This window comes from Rahnella sp. EDr1-12, assembly GCF_049206505.1.
Classification (GTDB): domain Bacteria; phylum Pseudomonadota; class Gammaproteobacteria; order Enterobacterales; family Enterobacteriaceae; genus Rahnella; species Rahnella rivi.
The window spans coordinates 443,911-465,249 of record NZ_JBLZNY010000003.1; the positions used below are offsets into that span (position 1 = coordinate 443,911).

General features: G+C 55.8%; 19 protein-coding genes. 8 read left to right on the plus strand and 11 right to left on the minus strand.

Translation table 11 applies throughout. From position 1 onward, the window contains the following. The first annotated feature begins 7 nt into the window (after positions 1-7). From ACO0U8_RS15800 to ACO0U8_RS15835, 8 genes are all read left to right on the plus strand, one after another. A complete protein-coding gene (locus tag ACO0U8_RS15800; protein WP_421671190.1) occupies positions 8-1,462 on the plus strand; it encodes an NAD-dependent succinate-semialdehyde dehydrogenase in 1,455 nt (484 codons plus the stop codon). A gap of 289 nt (positions 1,463-1,751) precedes the next feature. Next, positions 1,752-2,780 carry an extracellular solute-binding protein gene (locus ACO0U8_RS15805; protein WP_421671191.1) on the plus strand — a complete coding sequence of 343 codons (1,029 nt, stop codon included), beginning with the start codon at positions 1,752-1,754 and terminating at the stop codon, positions 2,778-2,780. 117 nt (positions 2,781-2,897) lie between these two features. Beyond that, on the plus strand, positions 2,898-4,163 hold the full coding sequence (locus ACO0U8_RS15810) for an ABC transporter permease (protein ID WP_122096853.1): 1,266 nt from the start codon (positions 2,898-2,900) through the stop codon (positions 4,161-4,163). A gap of 24 nt (positions 4,164-4,187) precedes the next feature. Next, positions 4,188-5,015: an ABC transporter permease gene (locus tag ACO0U8_RS15815; RefSeq protein WP_056780139.1), complete on the plus strand. Its 828-nt coding sequence runs from the start codon at positions 4,188-4,190 to the stop codon at positions 5,013-5,015. Positions 5,016-5,103: 88 nt separating this feature from the next. Further along, positions 5,104-5,838, plus strand: a complete 735-nt coding sequence (locus ACO0U8_RS15820) for an SDR family NAD(P)-dependent oxidoreductase (RefSeq protein WP_056779705.1) — start codon at positions 5,104-5,106, stop codon at positions 5,836-5,838. Next, positions 5,831-6,880 (plus strand): phosphotransferase, encoded by a 1,050-nt coding sequence (locus ACO0U8_RS15825; protein WP_421671192.1) that lies wholly within the window; start codon positions 5,831-5,833, stop codon positions 6,878-6,880. Before ACO0U8_RS15820 ends, ACO0U8_RS15825 begins: the two co-directional genes overlap by 8 nt. Positions 6,881-6,894: 14 nt before the next feature. Continuing rightward, positions 6,895-8,166 (plus strand): aspartate aminotransferase family protein, encoded by a 1,272-nt coding sequence (locus ACO0U8_RS15830; protein WP_421671193.1) that lies wholly within the window; start codon positions 6,895-6,897, stop codon positions 8,164-8,166. A gap of 254 nt (positions 8,167-8,420) precedes the next feature. Further along, a complete protein-coding gene (locus tag ACO0U8_RS15835) occupies positions 8,421-9,062 on the plus strand; it encodes a hypothetical protein (protein ID WP_421671194.1) in 642 nt (213 codons plus the stop codon). Between the two features lie 31 nt (positions 9,063-9,093). On the opposite strand, the gene ACO0U8_RS15840 is transcribed toward ACO0U8_RS15835, so the two are convergent. From ACO0U8_RS15840 to ACO0U8_RS15890, 11 genes are all read right to left on the minus strand, one after another. Beyond that, positions 9,094-9,771 carry a GntR family transcriptional regulator gene (locus tag ACO0U8_RS15840; RefSeq protein ID WP_421671195.1) on the minus strand — a complete coding sequence of 226 codons (678 nt, stop codon included), beginning with the start codon at positions 9,769-9,771 and terminating at the stop codon, positions 9,094-9,096. 116 nt (positions 9,772-9,887) lie between these two features. Further along, the gene (gene tssG / locus ACO0U8_RS15845; protein WP_217204386.1) at positions 9,888-10,946 is read right to left on the minus strand and encodes a type VI secretion system baseplate subunit TssG; all 1,059 of its coding nucleotides are present in this window, start codon (positions 10,944-10,946) and stop codon (positions 9,888-9,890) included. Continuing rightward, the gene (gene tssF / locus ACO0U8_RS15850) at positions 10,910-12,685 is read right to left on the minus strand and encodes a type VI secretion system baseplate subunit TssF (protein WP_421671196.1); all 1,776 of its coding nucleotides are present in this window, start codon (positions 12,683-12,685) and stop codon (positions 10,910-10,912) included. Before tssF ends, tssG begins: the two co-directional genes overlap by 37 nt. Further along, positions 12,685-13,218, minus strand: coding sequence for a type VI secretion system lipoprotein TssJ (gene tssJ / locus ACO0U8_RS15855; RefSeq protein ID WP_414071970.1), 534 nt, complete (start codon positions 13,216-13,218; stop codon positions 12,685-12,687). The genes tssF and tssJ overlap by 1 nt, the downstream gene beginning before the upstream one ends. Further along, positions 13,205-16,573 (minus strand): ImcF-related family protein, encoded by a 3,369-nt coding sequence (locus ACO0U8_RS15860; RefSeq protein WP_421671197.1) that lies wholly within the window; start codon positions 16,571-16,573, stop codon positions 13,205-13,207. The genes tssJ and ACO0U8_RS15860 overlap by 14 nt, the downstream gene beginning before the upstream one ends. After that, positions 16,566-17,981 carry a hypothetical protein gene (locus tag ACO0U8_RS15865; protein ID WP_421671198.1) on the minus strand — a complete coding sequence of 472 codons (1,416 nt, stop codon included), beginning with the start codon at positions 17,979-17,981 and terminating at the stop codon, positions 16,566-16,568. The genes ACO0U8_RS15860 and ACO0U8_RS15865 overlap by 8 nt, the downstream gene beginning before the upstream one ends. Further along, a complete protein-coding gene (locus ACO0U8_RS15870; protein WP_421671199.1) occupies positions 17,978-18,232 on the minus strand; it encodes a PAAR domain-containing protein in 255 nt (84 codons plus the stop codon). The genes ACO0U8_RS15865 and ACO0U8_RS15870 overlap by 4 nt, the downstream gene beginning before the upstream one ends. Before the next feature lie 17 nt (positions 18,233-18,249). After that, entirely contained in the window at positions 18,250-19,227 is a 978-nt protein-coding gene (locus tag ACO0U8_RS15875) for a YceK/YidQ family lipoprotein (protein ID WP_421671200.1), read from the minus strand. Then, positions 19,227-19,715, minus strand: coding sequence for a hypothetical protein (locus tag ACO0U8_RS15880; protein WP_421671201.1), 489 nt, complete (start codon positions 19,713-19,715; stop codon positions 19,227-19,229). Before ACO0U8_RS15880 ends, ACO0U8_RS15875 begins: the two co-directional genes overlap by 1 nt. Before the next feature lie 133 nt (positions 19,716-19,848). Next, positions 19,849-20,589, minus strand: coding sequence for a T6SS immunity protein Tli3 family protein (locus tag ACO0U8_RS15885; RefSeq protein WP_421671202.1), 741 nt, complete (start codon positions 20,587-20,589; stop codon positions 19,849-19,851). Then, on the minus strand, positions 20,586-21,332 hold the full coding sequence (locus ACO0U8_RS15890) for a T6SS immunity protein Tli3 family protein (protein WP_421671203.1): 747 nt from the start codon (positions 21,330-21,332) through the stop codon (positions 20,586-20,588). The genes ACO0U8_RS15885 and ACO0U8_RS15890 overlap by 4 nt, the downstream gene beginning before the upstream one ends. Between the last annotated feature and the right edge of the window lie 7 nt (positions 21,333-21,339).

A 21,339-nucleotide genomic window follows, 5' to 3' on the forward strand; every position in this document is an offset into this window, starting at 1 on the left:
GGAACCTATGCAACTGAAACATCACAGGTTGCTGCGCCAGCAATGCCTGATCAACGGCGACTGGCTGGACAGCGAAAACGGCGAACGTGAAGACGTCATCAATCCGGCCACCGGCGCGGTGATCGCCAGCGTGCCGCAAATTACCCCGGCGCAAACGGCGCAGGCGATTGTTTACGCAGAGCAGGCGCAGGTCGGCTGGCGTGAAAAAACCGGCAAACAGCGCGCCGCGCTGATGCAGAAATGGGCGCAACTGATGGTGGAGCACGCCGACGATCTGGCCGCGTTGCTGACCGCAGAACAGGGCAAATCCCTTGCCGAGGCGCGGGGTGAAATCGTCTACGCCGCGTCGTTTATCGAATGGTTTGCTGAGGAGGCGAAGCGCATCGAAGGCAGCGTGCTGGCACCTGTTCAGGCCTCGCAACGTATGCTGGTGCTGAAACAGCCGATTGGCGTGTGCGCGGCGATCACTCCGTGGAATTTCCCGGCGGCGATGATCACCCGTAAAGCCGCACCGGCGCTGGCAGCAGGCTGCGCGATGATCGTCAAACCGGCGGAACAGACGCCGCTGAGCGCGCTGGCGCTCGGACAACTGGCGATTGAGGCGGGTATTCCGGCCGGTGTGTTGCAGGTGATCACCGGTTCAGCGCGCGATGTCGGCAAAGTGCTGTGCGACAGCCCGGTGGTGCGCAAACTTAGCTTTACCGGTTCGACGGAAGTGGGGCGCATTCTGATGGCGCAAAGCGCGCAGACGGTGAAGAAACTCTCGCTTGAGCTTGGCGGAAATGCACCCTTTATCGTCTTCGATGACGCCAATCTGGAGCGCGCCGTGGCGGGGATCATGGCGTCGAAATTCCGCAACAGCGGGCAAACCTGCGTCTGCGCCAACCGTATTTATGTCCAGCAGGGGATTTACCCTGCGCTGGTCGCCAGGCTGGTGGAAGAAGTGCAAAAGCTGAAGGTCGGCGACGGCACTGAAACCGGCGTTACGCAAGGCCCGCTTATCGATCATGATGCGATTGCGAAAGTGCGGGAACACATTGCTGATGCCTTGTCGCAAGGTGCCACGCTGCTCACCGGCGGCGAACCGCACGCGCTGGGCGGAACCTTCTTCCAGCCGACGGTGATCGGCAATGTGACATCAGCGATGAAATTTGCCCGTGAAGAAACCTTCGGCCCGGTCTCGCCGGTGTTCAGTTTTACTGACGAAGCGCAGGCTGTGGCGATGGCTAACGATACGGAGTTCGGGCTGGCTGCTTATCTTTTCACCCGTGACGCGGCGCGCCAGTGGCGGGTTCCGGAAGCGCTGGAATATGGCATGGTCGGCATTAATACCGGTCTGATTTCAAACGAAGTCGCACCGTTCGGGGGGATCAAACAGTCCGGGCTGGGGGGTGAGGGGTCACGTCACGGCATGGACGATTATCTGGAAATGAAATATCTGTGCATCGAGCTGGCGGAGTAATCCGTCACCCCGACGCAGATAATGGTTCAGATAACGTGCAGTGATGCACACAAGCTGTGCAAGGTTTAACAATAAAAAGAAACTGAGTGGTCATGAGGCGCAAAAAAAATACAAATTGCCTCAACAAAGCCTGTCCGTACGGCATTGCGCCTCGCGCGTAAGGCCGCACGGGCGGACTCCACAGGAATGGCATGGTTTATGCTTCATCATAAAATATGATGCATCATATTTTAACACGCCGTTTACTTTAGCGCTTTCCGCACTTTTTAAGTTAACCAGGAGTCACAGCATGTTTAAGAAGATTGCACTGACCACTCTCCTCGCCGGTATGTTTTTTCAGGCTCAGGCCGAATCTCTGACCGTGATCTCATTTGGCGGCCTGAATAAGGACGCGCAGGATAAAGCGTTTTACAAACCCTTCGCCGCTGCCGGAAAGGGCACCATCGAACCGGGCGAATATAACGGTGAAATGGCGCGCATTCGTGCCATGGTCGAAACCGGACAGGTCGGCTGGGATGTGGTGGAAGTCGAAAGCCCGGAGCTTATCCGCGGCTGTGATGAAGGTCTGTTTGAACCTCTGGACTGGAACAAACTCGGCGATAAAACACAGTACGTCCCGGGCGCGGTCACCGAATGCGGCGCGGGTATCTTCCTGTGGTCAACGGTACTGACTTATGACGCCAGCAAACTGAAAAAAGCGCCAACCAGCTGGGCGGATTTCTGGGATGTGAAAGATTTTCCGGGTAAACGCGCACTGCGCAAAAGTGCCAAATTTACGCTGGAAATTGCGCTGCTGGCCGACGGCGTCAAACGCGCAGACATCTATAACGTGCTGGCCACCCCGGCCGGTGTGGAACGTGCCTTCAAAAAACTCGACCAAATCAAACCCAATATTCAGTGGTGGGAATCCGGTGCTCAGCCGTTGCAGTGGCTGGTGTCCGGCGATGTGGTCATGAGCTCGGCCTATAATGGCCGCGTCAGCGCCGCACAGGCTGAAGGGCATGACTTCAAAATGGTCTGGGAAAACAGCCTGTACGACCTCGACAGCTGGGCGATCGTCAAAGGCTCGAAACACAAAGAGCTGGCCGAACAGTTTATCGCCTTTGCCAACAAGCCTGAGAATCAGAAAGTCTTTGCCGAAACCATTCCTTACGGCCCGACTGAAAAATCCGTCACCGGCATGATCGATGCAAAATACGCGCAGAATCTTCCGACGGCTGAGAAAAACCTGGCAGGCGCATTGCAGGTGGATACTCAGTTCTGGATCGAGCACGGAGAAGATCTCGAGCAACGGTTCAACGCCTGGGCTGCGAAGTAACTCCCCTTCATTTATCGGGCTGAACCGGCGAGACTCGCTGCCGTGATTCGGCCCGCACTCTCTTGTGCTCAGCACCTGTGAAACACGACATCAGAACACCCGCTGCGGGAGAAAAATATGAGCCAAACCGACATGCTGACCACACCGGTGCCGGACGCCGGGACATCGGGCCCGACCCTGCGTCAGCGCCTGCGAAAAACAGAGGCCGCTTACACCCGCCGCTCTTTACTGCTGATTGCACCATTACTGCTGTTTGTGATCGTCAGCTTTCTGTTTCCGATTGCGTCGATTTTAGTGAAAAGCGTCACCAACCCCGAACTGGGGGACACCCTGCCGGGCACGGTGACACAGTTATCACGCTGGGATGGCAACAGCGTGCCCGACGAAGCGACATTCAACGCCCTGGTGTCTGATCTGCGCAACGCCCGCAGCAGCGGACAAATGGCGGCGATTGCCAAACGTTTAAGCTACGAAGATAACCGCTACCGCAGCCTGATCACCGGCACGTTACGTCATGTACCGGCAGGCAGCACCGCGGTGCGCGAAACGTTAATCCAGAGCCTGCCTTTGTGGGGCGAAGTCAGCACCTGGCAGACCCTCCGGCGTGCGGCAAAACCCGTCACCTCTCTCTATTTGTTGTCAGCGTTTGACCGCAAGGTCGATGTCGATACCGGTCATATCGTTGCGCTGCCTGCGGATCAGGCGCTGTACGTCAATGTGCTGCTCAGAACACTGTGGATGGCGCTGGTCGTGACGCTGTGCTGCGTGCTGCTCGGGTATCCGCTGGCCTACTGGCTGGCAAAACAGCCCGCCGGGCGCGCCAATTTACTGATGATTTTGGTGCTGCTGCCGTTCTGGACGTCGCTGATTGTGCGCACCGCCAGCTGGATTGTGCTGTTGCAATCCGGCGGGCTTATCAACCGCGCACTGCTTGGCACCGGCATTATCGATCAGCCGCTGGTCATGGTTTTTAACCGGCTGGGCGTTTACATCTCGATGACCCACATCATGCTGCCGTTTATCGTGCTGCCTTTATATGCCGTGATGAAAGGCATTTCACCTAACTATGTGCGGGCGGCGATTTCGCTGGGCGCGCATCCGTTTTCTGCTTTCTGGCGGGTGTATGTGCCGCAAACCTATGCCGGTGTCACCGCAGGCGCATTGCTGGTGTTTATGATGGCGATTGGTTACTACATCACTCCCGCGCTGCTCGGCGGGCCGGGCGATCAGATGGTCAGCTACTTTGTGGCATTCTTTACCAACAGCACGATGAACTGGGGAATGGCCGCGGCGCTGGGCACACAGTTGCTGGTGATTGTGGTGTTGCTGTACATCGTTTATATCCGCGTCACGCGCACCAAAGCGGAAGTTGCCGCGCATTAAAGGAGCCCGAAAATGAAACATCAAATGAGACAGAAAGGGGCGTTGTTACTGCGTTTATGGCGCTGGTTTTTCAACTTCTACAGCGCGGCGATCCTGCTGTTTCTGATTGTGCCGGTGCTGATCATCGTGCCGCTGTCGTTTAATGCCGGGTCTTTTCTCAGCTATCCGCTCACCGGATTTTCGCTGCGCTGGTATCACACCTTTTTTCATTCGGATGAATGGCTGAGTTCGCTGGGGAACAGTCTGCTGATTGCGCCGCTGGCGACCCTTCTGGCGACGGTGCTGGGCGTTCTGGCCTCGGTCGGGCTGGTGCGCGGTGAGTTTCGCGGTAAATCACTGGTGATGGCTGTCCTGATTTCGCCGATGATTGCGCCGGTGGTGATCATCGCGGTCGGCATGTTCTTCTTTTTTGCACGTATTTCGCTGCTCAACAGCTACCTCGGACTGGTGCTGGCCCACGCCATGCTCGGCGTGCCTTTTGTGGTGATCACCGTCACGGCGATTCTCAAAAACTACGACCGTAATCTCTCGCGGGCCGCAGCCAGTCTGGGGGCTTCGCCGCTGACCGTGTTCCGCAAAGTGACCCTGCCGCTCATCGCCCCCGGCGTGTTCTCCGGTGCGCTGTTTGCGTTTGCCGCGTCGTTCGATGAAGTGGTGGTGACACTGTTCCTCGCCAGCCCGCGCCAGAGAACGCTCCCTATCCAGATGTTCGCCGGTATCCGCGAAAATCTCGATCCGACCATAGCGGCTGCGGCGTCACTGATGGTAGGCGCCTCACTGATTTTACTGGTGGTGATGGAACTGCTGCGCCGTCGCGGCGAACGTCTGCGTCACTCCGGCGCCACGCATTAAGCCACTTTTTCATCAGAGGACTTTACAGGTCCTCTTTTTTTGATTATTCCTGATGCATCAAATATCAAAAGCAACCGAGGCAATCACCATGACCGAAAAAAAGACATTGTTACTGACTGGCGCGAGCCGGGGTATCGGGCACGCGACGGTCAAACATTTTTACGCGGCGGGCTGGCGGATTTTTACGGCCTCGCGCCAGAACTGGGTGGATGAATGTCCGTGGGCAGAAGGTTTTCTGAACCATATTCATCTGGATCTGGAAGATATCGACAGCGTGCAGAATGCCCTGCCGATGATCAAAGAACGTCTCGGAGGCAGGCTGGATGCGCTGGTAGACAACGCCGGTATGTCACCCAAAACGGCCACCGGCGGTCGCCTCGGCGTGCTCGACAGTGATTACGCCACCTGGCTGAAAGTGTTTAACGTCAATCTTTTCTCCACCGCAATGCTGGCCACCGGCCTGTTCGATGAGCTGAAAGCGGCGCAGGGCAGCATCATCAATGTCACCTCGATTGCCGGCAGCAAAGTGCATCCGTTTGCCGGTGTGGCTTACGCCTGTTCTAAAGCGGCGCTCTCGACGCTGACCCGCGAGATGGCGCACGAGTTCGGGCCTCACGGCGTGCGCGTAAACGCTATCGCACCCGGCGAAATTGATACCTCCATCCTCTCGCCCGGCACACAAGAGATTGTGGAACGCAGCGTGCCGTTGCAGCGTCTGGGCAAAGCGGAGGAAGTGGCGTCACTGATCTATTTCCTCTGCACCTCCGGCGCTTCTTACGTCAACGGGGCGGAGATCCACGTCAACGGCGGTCAACATGTCTGAGACGTCTTCATTGCTGACCACAGAAGTCCCGCGCGTAACGCCGTTGCAGGCAGAGAAAATTGCGGTGCAGGTTTACGGGCTGGAAGGCACGGCGGAGATCCTCGGCGGCGAACGCGACAGCAATTTTTGCCTGACCACGCTTTCAGGCCGGGCGTACATGCTGCGTTTTGTTAACCCGGCGGAAGTGCCTGCCGAAGTGGATTTTCAGACGGCCATCCTCAGCCATCTGGCGCTGCGCGACAGCGCGTTGCCGGTTCCCCGGTTGCAGGAGAGCCGCGGTGGAGAGCTCACGCCACAGGTGAACGTCAGCGGGCAAAATCTCACCCTGCGCGCGGTCAGTTATCTGCCGGGCACGGCGCAGTATCAGGTACCGCGATCCAAAAAACTGATGCAGGTGCTGGGCGATACGCTGGCGCGTCTGGATATCGCACTGAGTGATTTTGAACATGCGGGCGCGCACCGCAATTTGCTGTGGGATATCACAGATCTGTCACGGATGCAGGGCTGGGTGGCGCACCTGACTGACGCGGAGCAACGCCGCACAATCGCGCGGGTGCTGCAAACGCATCAGCAAAAGGTGGTTCCTGCCAGCCCTTTGCTGCGCAGACAGGTGATCCACAACGATTTGAACACGCACAACGTGCTGGTGTGCAGCGCCGATGCGCAGCGGATCGCCGGTATCATCGATTTCGGCGATGCCCTTCACGCTCCACTTATCAATGAACTGGCGACCGCTCTGGCCTATCAGCTGGACAGCAACGGGGACGACCTTTTTTTGTATTGCCGCCCGCTGATTGCTGCCTACACCGCCCGGCAGCCGCTGACCGACGCTGAACTTCAGCTGTTGCCGGAACTGGTGGCATCGCGGCTGGCGCTGAGTTTGCTGATCGCTCAGCACCGTGCGGTACTTTATCCGCTGAACCGTGACTATATTCTGCGCAATCAGACGCACGCGTGGCGCAGCCTTTCACGGCTGATGCAACAACCCTTCTCGCAGACAGACGCGATTTTCCGTCAGTCCTGCACTTCATCACTGGTGTAACGGGAGGCCAGCGGATGCTGACTCAGCAACAGGTTTCAGAAGGCCGCCAGCAGTGGCTTGGCGGCGGTTATCGTTTGTTTTATCAGGAGCCGCTGCACGTGGTGCGTGCAGAAGGTGTCTGGCTGTATGACAGCGAAGGCCGTCGGTATCTCGATGCGTATAATAACGTGGCGTCGGTGGGGCATTGTCATCCGGCGGTGGTTGAGGCGATTGCGGCACAGGCCGCGCAGCTCAACACACATACCCGCTATCTGAGCGATGCCATCGTCGAGTTTGCCGAAGATTTTCTGACCGAGTTTCCGCCAGAGTTGCGCAGCCTGACCATGACCTGCACCGGCAGCGAAGCCAACGATCTGGCGCTGCGCGTTGCACGCCTGGTCACCGGCGGGCAGGGCATTCTGGTGACCCGCTGGGCGTATCACGGCGTCACCAGCGCGCTGGCTGAGCTGTCGCCTTCGCTCGGCGAAGGATTTATGCAGGGAAACACTGTCTGGCTGATTGACGCACCTGACACCTTCCGTCATCCGGGCGCGTTCGGCGCGGGTGTGGAAAGGGCGCTGGAGGAAATGAAGCAGGCAGGCGTAAAACCGGCGGCGCTGCTGCTGGACACCATTTTTTCCAGCGACGGAATATTCAGTCCGCCGCCGCAGGAGATACAGCGCGCTGTGGCACAGGTGCGCGCCGCCGGAGGATTATTCATCGCCGACGAGGTCCAGCCGGGGTTTGGCCGCACCGGCAGTTCGCGCTGGGGATTTGCCCGCTACGGCGTGCTTCCCGATCTGGTCAGCCTCGGCAAACCGATGGGTAACGGGCATCCGGTGGCCGGACTGGTTGGCCGACCGGAACTGTTCGCGGAGTTTGGCCGTCGCCAGCGTTATTTCAATACCTTCGGCGGCAATCCGGTGTCATGCCGGGCGGCGCATGCGGTTTTGCAGGTGTTACGGCGTGAGGCGTTGCAGCAAAACGCGCAGACAACCGGCGCATTGTTGCGTGAAGGATTGCAAAAACTGGCAGCGCGTTATCCGGTGATCGGCGATGTGCGCGGCGAGGGGCTGTTCATCGGCGTGGAACTGGTGAGCGATCAGCGCAACACCCCGGCACCGGAACAGGCCGCGTACGTGGTCAACGCGATGCGGCGTAAACAGATTTTAATCAGCGCTACCGGCCCGTCGGCCAACGTACTGAAAATACGCCCGCCGCTGGTCTTTCAGCCGGAGCACGCGGCGCTGCTGCTGGAAACGCTGGCAGAGGTCCTCGGGGAAGCCGTCCATGATCCTGCGCAATAAGTCGCCTTTGCAACGTTCGGGAAAAGTTAAAATGGATGAGTTCATCAACTCATTCATTATTTTCTGTGCGGGATCTGTCTCAAAAAATATCTGAGATGAAAATAATAATTCCATTATTTTCTGTATAATAACTTCTCCGGAATAGTTAATGAAGTATTCCTTATTCAGTTTTTCTTATTTAGCTATATGTTTTAGCTATGTTGCCAATGAATAAAAATAATTGTGTGAATGTATATTTTTAAAAGGAGAGAGAAATGTCTGTTCAGGAGTTTAATCGTTTTCGCTGCCGTCAGTCCGAATTACAAACTCAGGGGGGATTTTGCTGCGGGCTCAGTGTGGCTCTGGTGTCGCATATTCTTGATTGCGCTGACGGGGAAGACACATTCCTGACGCCCAGGCAAGTATTTGATTACGCTGAGGAGTATCTGAGTGCGGTACGGGCGTCGGGGAATATTTTAGATAATACCGTCCCACCAGGGTTTCAGGATTTTCGTCAAAGAATTTTTCATCTGCAAAGCCAATATTCGCGATGTATTCTTCCCGAGAAACCCTTTGTAAGGGGATGTGGTCTGGTATTACTGGTTTTATCTGTCGGAGAAATTAACAAGCGCAGAGATAATTGCGCCTATTTAAAACGCAGCACATATCCGATGAATCATATGGGCATCGCATTTTATGGTACCGGCGATGAAATCTTTATTTTCGATCCAAATACAGGCGGAATGATAATTCGCTGGAATGAGGATGTGTTTACGCCAACGGTGATCCACGCTGTCGATAATGGTTTGCAGAAAATGTACAAAATGTATGACCGTTTACAGGGTACGCGTACCGCCAATGTGGTGCTCACAGGAATGCTTTCCGAGCACCACATGCCTTACGGAGATCTGTTGTAACCGCTAAATCAGCTCGCTGATCGCGGTGCTGTTACTCAAACCCTTCACGACTGGCCGCCAGGAATTCGACCATTTTCTGGCTGCCGTCGAGAATATCTTCCTGAATCGCCCGCTTCGTCGCCGCGCCATCACCTTTACGCAACGCCAGCAAAATCTCCTGATGATGCTCGATAGCCATACGCTGGGAAAAATGGGCGTAAGCCTGAGCAATCAACGGGCCGGTGCGCATCCATAAGCTGTCGATAAAATTACTCAGCAACGGCATCCGCGCACTTTCTGCCAGCATCAGATGAAACTCGCTGTTGAGGCGCAGGGCTTCGGGTAAATCTTCGTTGCTGATGGCGTTGCGGTTGGCCTCAATGTTTTGCGTAATGCGCGCTAACTCATAGCCGGTCACCGACTGCGCCGCTTTCTCCGCGCCGAGGCCTTCGAGCTCGAGGCGCAACGTACGAATTTCATGATATTGCTGCTCATCAAGCTGCGGCACGCGGATATCTTTTGGCGTGCGCATTTCCAGCGCCTGCTCTTTTGCCAGCTGTAAAATCGCATCACGCACCGGCGTGACGCTGGTGCCCACCTGCTCAGCCAGTTCGCGGATGCGCAGACGATCGTTAGGTTTCAGACGGCCGGTAATCAGGGCTTCGCGCAGCGTGGCATACACGCTGCTGCCCAGGTAGGCGTGGTTAATCGAGCTGATGGGATAATTCAAATGTTCACCGTAGCAATAGAGTGCGCGCACCCGGAATAGAGGAGAAACCGTCGGCGATGAGTATACAACATGATGCATCAAATGTGATGGATGTGAGGCAGCTTCTGCCTCATCACCTATTTACTGCGGATTTGCCCCAGTTTCATTTTCACCCGCTCAGGCATTTCTTCCAGATTATCCTCACGTAAACCCATTACGACGTTATATCCCATCAGTAACCAAGGGTCGCCGAGACGTGGCAACGGAGCCAGTTCCATGGGAATAGTGAGTGTCAGGCTGGCGTCATAATCACACCCCAGGTACACGCGTAGTAGTGTAAACACATCCTCCCGCAGTTGGCCGCCGGGTAACCAGCTTTTGGCTTCCGCCGGATCTTCTGTAAACATCTCCACGCCAATGCAGTAGTTGGCATCGGATGACATGCTGCCAAGTACCAGATGATCCCCCAGCCGTTGTTGTTCTGAAAAAGAGAACCTTGCCCGTTTTCCGGCGGGCATCCGCGTGACCTTATGCGGTTTAACAATGACGCGAGTGTTGGGAGCCTGCGTGCGGATCACGCTGACTATGCCTTCCGCTGTGCGGGTGGTTCTGACCAGCGGTTGAAGTAACGCCAGTAACCGCGAGGCGGGCACGTCGCCGCTGTCGGTGATGCCGGTCAGGGCCATCAGGCTGCGCGACGTTTTGTCTGTACCGCCGTCTTCAAAGGTGGCGGGATAATTGTACTTTCGCCAGATGCGGTAGAACTGCGTCATCATCCGATGGTTGAAGATGTCTAAAAAGGCTTCCATCGCTTCATGGCCTTCGCGCCGCTGGGTGATGTCATCGATATAACTGGTCGGGAGCGGCGAATCCACGCCGTACAGTCCCATAAAGGTGGTGCGCACCGTCGGCGGCGCGTCCGGGCGTTCCGCATTCGTCTCCACCGCTTTTAGCTCGCTGACCGGAAAACCCATCCCCGGATGCGGACGAAAACGCACCGCGTCGTTTTTCGGCGAAAAGGTGCTGCCGATCGGTTTGTTATCCGAGAGCTGTTTCTCCAGCAGCTGGCAGAAACGGTAGAAGTTAAACGCATGCGCCCGGTCGTTGCCTTCACTGTCTTGCCAGAATTCTTTCAGGCGCTTTTCGTTATCTTTCATCATCAGAATAAAATCCGGGTTAAGCGTCGTTCCGGCCATGCCCATTGTGTCCCGGACTGACTGAGCGTCACCGTCAGCTGAATGAACCGGCGGATATCGGCGTACTGGGTGTAGAACTGCTCCAGAATTTCGCAAAACAGCAGGGCATCGCCCGAACCACAGAACTGATGTTCATCCAATGTCACGCGGATGGCCACGCCGTGCCAGCCTTCGGCAGGGTAGTGAGACGGCTTATATTCAACGTGCGTAATGCCCGCAATACGCCGCGCGTTGTCCGGGTCATGCGTCCAGTCCAGCAGGCTGAGCGCGTGACGCAGCGTGTCGATTTCCATCAGACCGGCGATGGCCTGCGGATGCAGCAGAGACAGCACCTGCCACTGATAAAGTTCAGCGGTCGGCGGGTAATGCGGCATAGTGGGACGCAAGCGGGTTGAACACTTCAGTTCAAGATTACCCAGGGCGGTTTCGCCGTCGAAAACGCTCTCCTGCAACGCCATGCGCGGCCAGGCGCCGTTGGTGCAGGTCATGTTCAGCCGCATTTTCAGGCCATTCTGCTCTTCATGAGTGCGTCCCCCGAGCATTAGAATGGTCTCGTTCAGTCCGGACGTTCCGCGGTACATGCGGGTGTGGTAATAGCGGTCAGGCCAGTTTTTCTTATACTGGAGCATCCCGCCTTTTTGACGAAACTGGCTGTAGGGCACGTAGCTGAATTCAGCGTTGTCTTCGGCGACCTCTGCCACGTCATTGACCGCATAAATCTCGGTATGGCCGTCGCTGAGCCGGTGCGGCCGCAGGCGGTAATCGCTGACCGCGGTGGTTACGCTCAGCGGCTGGGCCAGCAGGCGGAACAGGTTAATCACCGGCACACAGTGCATGCGGATGGCGTCCGGCGGCACGGCCAGATCGTATGGCCAGCGTTCGCTGAGCGTCACCTCGATATCAAAGGATGTGGTGTCCGGCGGGAAGGTCAGGGCCTCGAGCCCGCGCAGCTGCATAAAGAAATAACGCGCCGGTGAAGTGAAATATTCCAGCCACGGGCGCACCTCGCCGCACAGTGCCGGGCTGTCGCTCTCCGGCCAAAGCGAGGCGTCGTTTTCTGCCTGCCAGCGCGGCAAAAATTGCACGTCCACCGGCGTCAGCTCGGTCGATTCCTGCCAGAACCGCACATTCACCCGTTTCACCTGACGGCTGAGGGCCAGATACAGCGCAGACTGCAGCACGCGGTCGCCGTTGAGATACAGGCTGATGTTCTGCCAGTCGGCGGGGCGAATTTCAATCAGTGCGGGAAGTGAGAATCGCAGCCGTAGTGCCTGCTGGCCTTCCTGCAGGGTGAATAACGAGACGGTTTCCAGCGAAAATGGATGGATTTCCAGATCCCGTACTGTGCGATACGCACAACGCTTGCGATCATTGCCGAGCTGTTGTGTAAAGAGCTCGCTTTCAGCGGGCAGCAGCTCTTTCCGCACATGCAGATCCGGCGCGGCCGGTGTCAGTTCGACGATGGCCGTGGAGGGCAGGGTGCGGTTAATCACCGGCAGCAGATGCGAAAGCAGCGGCTCGGTCAGATCGGGAATGTCATCGTCAATCTTCTGCCGCAGTTTGGCCATCATCAGCGAAAAACCCTGAAACAGCCGTTCGACGGAGTCATCGCGGGGTACCGGAGTGCCGTCCAGGCCTAAAGCACGTCCCAGCTCCGGGAATTCTTTCGCAAACTCCAGCCCGGCTTCCTTCAGATAGCGCATTTCGCCGTCAAAATATTTTAAGAAATTGTCTTCCATTACTGACTTTTCCTGAGCTGCAGCCGGTTGTCATTGAGCTCAACGATCCGGTCTTTACTGTCATCGAGGTCATTACGTTCGAGAACCAGCCGCCAGGTGTTGTTTGTGACATCCGGTGCCATAAAGAGGGCCACCACGGCGACAAACTTTGCGTCGGCATGCAGCGGCACGGCCACCGTCGCCTCTGCGTCCGGCATCACCTGGACAACCTGCCGGTCGAGCAGGTCTGTGGCCAGCACGGTGTTGTCCTGCCTGAGCAGGGCGGTATAACTGGCCGTATCAAAGGTTTTACGGTCTTTGAGCTGATAAACGCGCACCACCGTCGGCAGCGCCTCGCCGCCTTCATTGCTGTTGAGCGCGGCGCGGGAGGTCAGCTTCAGATGCAAGATGTCTATTTTACGGTAGAGCACGGCATCTGCGACCGCAGAAGCGCCGTTTCCCACGCGCTGCGTCAGGCCGCAGCTGCTTATCAGTAAGGGCAGTAATAACAGCACGGTGCCGCGTCTTACTCGCTGGAAATTATTGGGCGTCATGGCGCGTTGTGTCCTCCGCATTGTCCGTGGCCATGCCCGGAGAGGTAAATATTTGGGCCGGCAGTTTAAAGCGGCGCAGGGCGAGCAGTTCCAGCGGGCCGCCGCCGCTTTGAGTGCGTAACACCACGTTCAGCGTCTCTTTGGTGGCGGTTTGCCAGCTCAGGCGATAGCGGCTGCTGTCGAGCTGTTCAACCTGCGCCTTATCGAGTAAACGCAGCCAGGCCCAGCCGCCGTCCGCCTGAAAATAGCTCTGGAAGGTGTCGGCGCTTTTCCCTGATGCCGCGACCGGTGAGTACGTCAGGGACACCTGCGGGTGTAAGCTTGCGGCGTCTGGCCAGCGTAACGTCTGCCAGCCCGGCAGCTGGTTAAAGTACTTCAGGGTGGCGTCGTCTATCTGCAGGTCAGTTTCTACCACGTTGCGGGTTGGGCGGATCTGCAGCTCAAAGGTCACGCCGGGTTTACCCTGCGGGAAGACGCGGCGGCCGAGCTGGCTAAGCTGGTTAACCGCGCTGAGGAAGTCCGGGTTGATACTCATTCCCTGGGTGTTGAGCGGATTAGGTACCCAGCTGTCACCCTGTTTTTCCAGCACGCCGGCCAGTTGCTGGGTAATAAACTGGTCAATCAGGCCGGTATCCGGCGTCAGGTAGTGAGCCAGCTGGGTGAAGTCGGCGTCGTTTTTGGTGTTATCGAACGGGTAACGTCCGGCAAATTCCGCCTGCCACGGATTCTGCACCTGTACCTGCCATGCATTGTTGATCCCGTGCTGCGCCGGAGCCATCACGCCGTTCCACGCCTGTTCCAGCGGCTGAATAAACGCGGCATCGGCAAAGCTGCTCCACTCTCCGCCAAGGCTGGCCGCCAGAAGCTGTGCGTAGTGGCGCCCCTGCGACAGCGTGGTGTCAACGTTGCTGAAGGCAGATTTGACCAGGCTTTGTGCCATCGCCTGCGGGTCGGAGGCATTGGCCACCTGCATCAGCTGTAATCGCGTTTGTGACACCTGCAGCAGGTAGTTGCTGAGGGAAACGCCGGCGGTGTTTTGCGTAGTCTGCGTTTCACCTGCCGCCGGGCTCTCCGGCGGTAACACGGCCAGCAGCGGGGCGAAGGTCTCGCTCAGCACGCGGGTCGGGTCATTGCGCCCGCCGGCAAATCCGGCGTCCGGCGTGGTTTTCGACACCAGTTTTTGCGCCGATTTCAGCAGGGAATCCCCCATCGCTTCGCGGTGCTGGCCGGCGGCGCCCTGATAACGCAGGGTGCGGCTCAGGGCCAGCAGCGGCGACTGACGGGCATCGGCCAGCTGGGTCAGCTGATCGAGGGAGGTGCTCAGCGAGTCGCTGGTGTTCCAGCGGATGCTGTTGAGGAAATTAAGCCAGGCACTGGTGTAATCGGCAAAGTAGCGTTCGGTCAGGCGGAACTGCAGCTGGTCTTTGGTCAGGAGCTGCTGTTCGCCTTTATCATCCAGCACCCAGTCAGAGGTGACGTGGCGTGCCGCCGCCGCTTTATCAATCGCGTCGCTGACCTCTCCCTCCCAGGCTTCACGGGTGAACATGCCGGGCAGGGTGTTATCGGTGGAGAACAGCTGACCGCCAGCAGACTCTCCAAGCAGGCTGTCGAGCGTGACGTCGGCATAGTGCGGCGACACGCTCAGCAACACCTGCTGATACAACGCGTTTTCGCTGTTACTGATGCCTTTCTGGCTGCGCAGGATGGTACGCACGTTGGCAACCAACTGGTCATCGGCAGGCAGCTTCCACTGCGGATGGCGCGGCAGCTGCTGCAGGTAAAAGCCGAGCAGCTTGTCCGAACGGGCCAGCCATTCTCCGGGCGCCACGCCGCCCGGCGCCGTCCACAGAGGAGACAGCACCGGCTGCATAAAGGCTGGGTCGGCGTGTTCAGGATGCAGCAGCATCAGGTAGGCTTTCAGTTGCTGATAGGCCACTTTCCCGGCCAGACGTCGTTCGGCAGAGCCCGGCGGCATGGACACAAACTCCTGCAGCCGGTCTTTCAGCGCGTCAACCACCGGCGTTATCAGCAGTGCCTGACTTTGCCGTGTATAGGCGGGCCACAGTGCGTTGATCACCGCATCGCGCTGATCGAGGCCAAAGCGGTGCAGCCACGGCGAGCCGTTTTGTTGCCACCACAGCAGGCGGTCAATGTTGTCCTGCAGGGCGACGCTGCGGGTCAGCGTGTCGGACATCGGGGCCGGCGTGCGGGTCGCCTGCAGCAGCGCCTGGCTGTCGGCGATAAGCGTGCGGTTGGCACAGGCAGATATTCCCATGCCGAGCACCCACAGCCCCGCCAGCATCAGCGTGCCGATGGCCAGCTTGTCACCAGTGGACAGATGGTCGCGGCGACCCTGCTGCGTCCGGCTTTGCGCGATAACGCCGTTCCAGGCGGGGGATAAATAGCAGGCGTGGGAGTGTTGCTGAACAGAAGCCGATTCAGGGGCAGCAGGCATAAAGAAGATGCCGCCGGCCAGCACGCGCTGATGCTCACCGAGCCACGGCTGAAAACGCTGCCTGAGCAACGCGCCGGTGTGGTGTTTCAGATCCCCTGACAGCTGCAGCAGCCAGGCCCAGTGTTTTTTCTCGTTCAGCTGCGCAATGCCCTGTGGAATGAGCGTGGCGGCAAGCTGACTGAGCTGGTCATCAAGTGAGACCGGCGTGCCAGCCGGCCAGTGACAGCCGATACTCTGCACCGGGCGGTCGTCCTGTTCCCACTGCGGTTCACTCAGGCACACGCCAAACACCGGCGGACGCCAGCTGAGGGTGCGCCCGAGCGCGATAAACTGCCGATAGACGGCGTCGCTGTTGTCCGCTGGCAGCGTCTGATTAGGCACCGGCTGCCTAGTCCACTGGTATTGTGGTTCAGCCGTCACATCGGTGACCCACAGCACGGCATTAAAGGCGCGGCGTCCGCGCATGTCGCGCAGCTGCGTCACGGCGGCCAAATCCAGCGCATCGGCCTCACCACACCAGATAAGGACGGCATTCTGGCTTTCCTGCCAGAACGCCTGCGTCAGGCCGGGGGCGATTTTCTCCACCACCGCCGCCTCACCGGTGACCAAAAGCCACGGCTGTTCGTGCTTCCAGTGCCAGCCATAGCGGTGACGCAGGGTGAAACGCAGGGTATCAAACGCCGTGATGCGCGCGTCGTCCTGTGCCTCGGGCGGGCGGTTAAAATCGAGCAATTCCAAGGCGAAGGCGTAGCGGGCCAGCAGAAAATAGCCCAGCAGGATGACGCCGGTTGCCCACCAGGCCACGCTGTGGGTGAGGGTTTCCCCGTCCGCGTTCAGCCACAAGAGGCTCAGTGCCAGGGCGAGCATCACCACCAGCATCAGATGAAGGCTTTTAGTCATGACGTTGTTGTTCCAGCAGGTGCCATTCCACATCGAGCCGCTTACGCCATAAGCGCAGTGCCAGAGGGACAGAGAAACTCAGTAAGGCCGCAACCACCATCAGCCCGCCGCCCAGCCAGGGCAGCATGCCCATCTGCGTATCACGGTCGGCGGGGAGTAATATCAGGGCCAGCATCACAGCCACAATTCCCGCCAGATAGGCCAGCGGATAGCGTGAAATCGTATCGACAGGCATTTCCACGGGAGCAGCAGGCTGGGTGCTGAGCTGAACCAGGCTGATGGACTCCCCGGACTGTTCGGCGACCAGCTGGCCGCGCTGGCCTAAATCGCATCCCTGCGCCGCGAGGCACAGGGCAAGCCAGAAGGAGGCCGGGCTCGCAGGGCCTAGTAACAGGGACAGATCGTGACGCCCCTGGGCCGGCAGCATCACGTCGTGTTCATCCAGTAAGGCCAGCAGGGCGCCGCGCTCCCGGCTGTGCAACCCGGCATCCCACAAATGGCTCAGACGTTTGGCCTCGGTTTGACCGGCGGCAAGAAATCGCGGGAAGTCCGCATCGAGGTCGTGCGACTGTGTCACCAGCGGGCGGAACAGGTATACCGGGCGGAAAGGCGGGGCTTTTATCACCGGCCCGGAAGACCTCTGGAAGAGCAGGGCGGAGCTGCTGGCACTGGCCAGACTTTTGCCGTCAAGCAAATGCAGGGCAATCACCAGACGCGGGATGGAAATGTCTTCATCACACCAGTTGTCTAGCAAAGCGGCGTCCGGGGCAATGCTCTGCCAGTGGATGTTCTCAGTGGGCAGGCGTTTTTTTAATTTGGCAGACCAGTACTGTTCGACCGCGCTCCTGGCCTGTTCTTCCGGCGTATTTGCATACAACCATATTTCGATAGAGGACTGCGTGCGCAAAGTCTCTGACAGTGGTTCGAGCGTCTGGGAGAGAATATCTTTCAATGGGGATTCGCCCAACTGCAAGGGTTGAACGGGGATGATTTCTGCCGGTTTCGCCGGGGCCTGCGGCGGCTGACCCTCCAGACCCAGTTCCCGGCTGGCGATATCCGGTTCCGGCGTCAGGCAGTGAAATGCTACCAGCCGCAGACACCGGCGTCCCCAGTGCTGCCAGTGGGCATATTTGCGGTCAATAAACAGATGTCGCCAGTCAGTCTCACGCCGGACCTGTAAAGCCGCACTGAGCACAAAGGCCATCACTGCGCTGGAAACCAACACCGGCAACAGTAACAGCCAGAACCAGAACCGCAGGTTGGTAAATCCACGCTGAACCGGCCAGGTGAAAAACAACGCGATAGCAGCGAGTGCGACACATGCTGACGGTATCGCCAGCCACCACCACCAGGCAGGAAGTTTGGACAGGGTTTTGCGGTCCATATCCGGGAGGCTCCAGTTCATCATTGTGCTCCGGCGTTCGGCAGAGTTGTTTTGAGAATGCAACCACACTGCGCAACACAACCGTCAACAATCACAGCTTTGCCGTTCATTTTCCAGGTCGGATGCCCCTGATTCACAGGCACGGTGCCATGTTGAGAACAGCTGACGGTATCACCGGCTAACATCACCGGTTTACCCTCAAAGATGGCACCTGACGCTGAGCTGACTTTGCCACCGTGCGTATGGGGATCGCCTAAGCGAATGACACCTTTCATAAGACAGTCCTTTATCTTTAATAAAGATCGGATTCAATCTGGGAATCAGTAAATATGGAACCTAAGTAAGCCAGTCCATATTTAGCTGCTAATTTATTAGCCGTAAGTTTTGCCTCTATCAGATCGTCATGTGAAAGCTCTTTTCTGACTTTCTCTTTCTGAGGAACTCTTTTTACATTCAAGTAATTCGCCAAAGAATACCAGGCATACGCAGTTTTACTGTCCTTTGCCACTCCGGTACCATTGTAATAAATGTCACCTAAGGAAATTCTGGCCTGCAATGCACTATCACAATAGGTAAAGCTATGACCATCTTGATGACGACACTTTGAGGCTTTCAGATACCAATCTATGGCTTTTACGTCATCTTTCTTCACATACAAACCGTTGTAATACATATTTCCGAGATTTAGATTCGAGGGGGACGGGTCATCGTTGTCAATGGAGTTTGCTGATTTCAGATACCAGTTATAGGCAGCCTCATAATTGATTGGTGTGCCACGGCCAAGATAATTAGCATTCCCGAGATTAAATTGCGCAGCTGCGTCGTTAAACTTGGCCGCCTGCTCGTAAAGTTCGAATGCCTTTGCGTAATTGGGAGATGTGATGGTGTAAAAATCATTACCTTGTTTTACATGGGATGCACCATCCGATTTAAAATTTTGGCTCTCCATATTTGTTAAGTACATGTCGCCTGTTTTTGATTGTTTTTCTTTTAATACACTTTCCTGAGGCGCATTTGAACTGCGTTTAGCTGAATGGTAAATATCAACTGGAAGCATAAGAGTATCAGCGACAAAAGAAAGAGGCAGATCAATCAGCGCTAAAGGAAAAAGTGGGGAAGGTATGACAGCAATGTCGTAAGCAGCTCCAGGATAGACTGCAGGCGGCGTTGCTCCAAGGTTAGTATTGCGTGCGATAACAGATGCACAACCGTTTATTAGCAGTGAATTTAACGCTACAAAAATTAGTAATGCTAACTTAGAACGATTCATTAATATTTATCCCGGTTAGCGTAGGTGGTAGTTACCGTCTGCGGGAGATTATTGGATATTTTCTCTACACCAAAAACAGCGGACTGGAATCCTGCCATGTATAGAATGACCAATGGGGTATCAATTTTTTGTTCTGTCATATAATTTTGTGTGCCAGCACTGACACTGTACTTAGCATCTTTGTTTGAAGGCATAAGAAGTCCGAGGCCTTTTATCATGACTGTACACTCAGAATAATTCTCATCTTTAAGCGCTTGCCTGGACGGGACTACCACTGGCAAAAACTCAGGGGACTGCTGTTCTGACATCATTAACGCCAGATACTCGCCACTGGTCTGTTTCTGAATGTAGAAATCTGCCACATTTTCAAACTTATAACTCCCCTGAATATCAGGACAGGCTTGTATAGATTGCAAGGATGAGGCATTACAACCCGCCAAAAGTAATCCTATCAAAGGTAGCGCACACTTCCATTTTGCGAAATTCATTTAGTTCCCTCTTATACGACTCTAAAAATGTTATTTTTTGCCTAACGCTTCGATGACTTTCGCGGGAAGCGAGGTTCATGTTTTATTCACACCCATCACGTCATCTGGCGAATCTTGATTTCATTTATAGCTTTCATTCCGTTGTAATTCCTAAATTCGGGTCACAGCGCATATGATCCCAGCCGGTATAGTTTTTGACTTCGGGGACTTTATTAGGAATATTCTGCCAGTTAGGTTTAAAGGCATCGATAACCCAGGGTTTAGGGCTATTCACTGAATTCCAGGATAAATACTCTCTGCCCCAATCTAACCCAGAATTACCTGGCATTAACCGGTCTTGTTTTAAGTTCCCGCGGTGATCAAGAAAAGTATATGCAATCCCGCTTCCGCCAGGTGAGAGACGTGGGTCATCAAAGGGCTTAGAGCTCATGTAGATATCACCGGCTTTTGTGAGCATAAAGCCCTGATCGTTGACGACGGTGAATGATTCAACTTCGTCTTTAGTTGGACCGGAAGAACCGTATCTTTTCGCACCCCCGCCAGGAGAAAACCGGGCCCTGTCCCAAGTTTCCCCATAGTCTTTTGAGATTAAAAAACCCGAAATATCGTTGTAAGCTACAACTATGTAACGTTCGGAAGGATGAATATATGTTTTGGTAAAAAGTCTGTAAAACTGGGAAGTTATTTCAGTATGAATATTCCTACGAGTATCTTTGAACCAAAGAGCACCTTCACATTCGAAGCCTTTCAATTCAAGATAACGGTGATCATCAAATCGATAGACAACTTGCGTTGGAGGGGACTGAGGTGTGGCCTGACATGCACTGATTAAGCCCGCCATAAGGCCTATGCCAGTTCTTTGAATAAGCATCATTTTGAAGCCAATCCTAAATTCGGGTCACAGCGCATATGATCCCAGCCGGTATAGTTTTTGACTTCGGGGACTTTATTAGGAATATTCTGCCAGTTAGGTTTAAAGGCATCGATAACCCAGGGCTTAGGGCTATTGACTGAATTCCAGGATAAATACTCTCTGCCCCAATCTAACCCAGAATTACCTGGCATTAACCGGTCTTGTTTTAAGTTCCCGCGGTGATCAAGAAAAGTATATGCAATCCCGCTTCCGCCAGGTGAGAGACGTGGGTCATCAAAGGGCTTAGAGCTCATGTAGATATCACCGGCTTTTGTGAGCATAAAGCCCTGATCGTTGACGACGGTGAATGATTCGATATCTTCGCGTTGCGGACGATCGTCTTTGTATCTTACTGCTCCACCGCCAGGAGCAAAACTTGCTCCCCCCCATGTTTGCCCATAGTCTTTAGAAATTGCGAATCCTCCACCTTCATAAGAGGTAATTGCAATATAACGTTCAGACGGATGTACAAATTTCTTGGTGAAAATACGGTATCCGTCTGAAACATCATAAATCTGATAATGGATATTTCGCTGAGTATCGATATACCGTAGTCCTCCCTGACAGTTGAATCCTGTCAGTTCCAGATAACGATGATCATCAAATCGATAGACGACTTGCGTCGGTGGAGATTGAGGTGTTGCCTGGCATGCACCAACTGAACTGGCCAGAGTAAGCATTACTGCGATCTTTAACGTTTGCATATTTCTT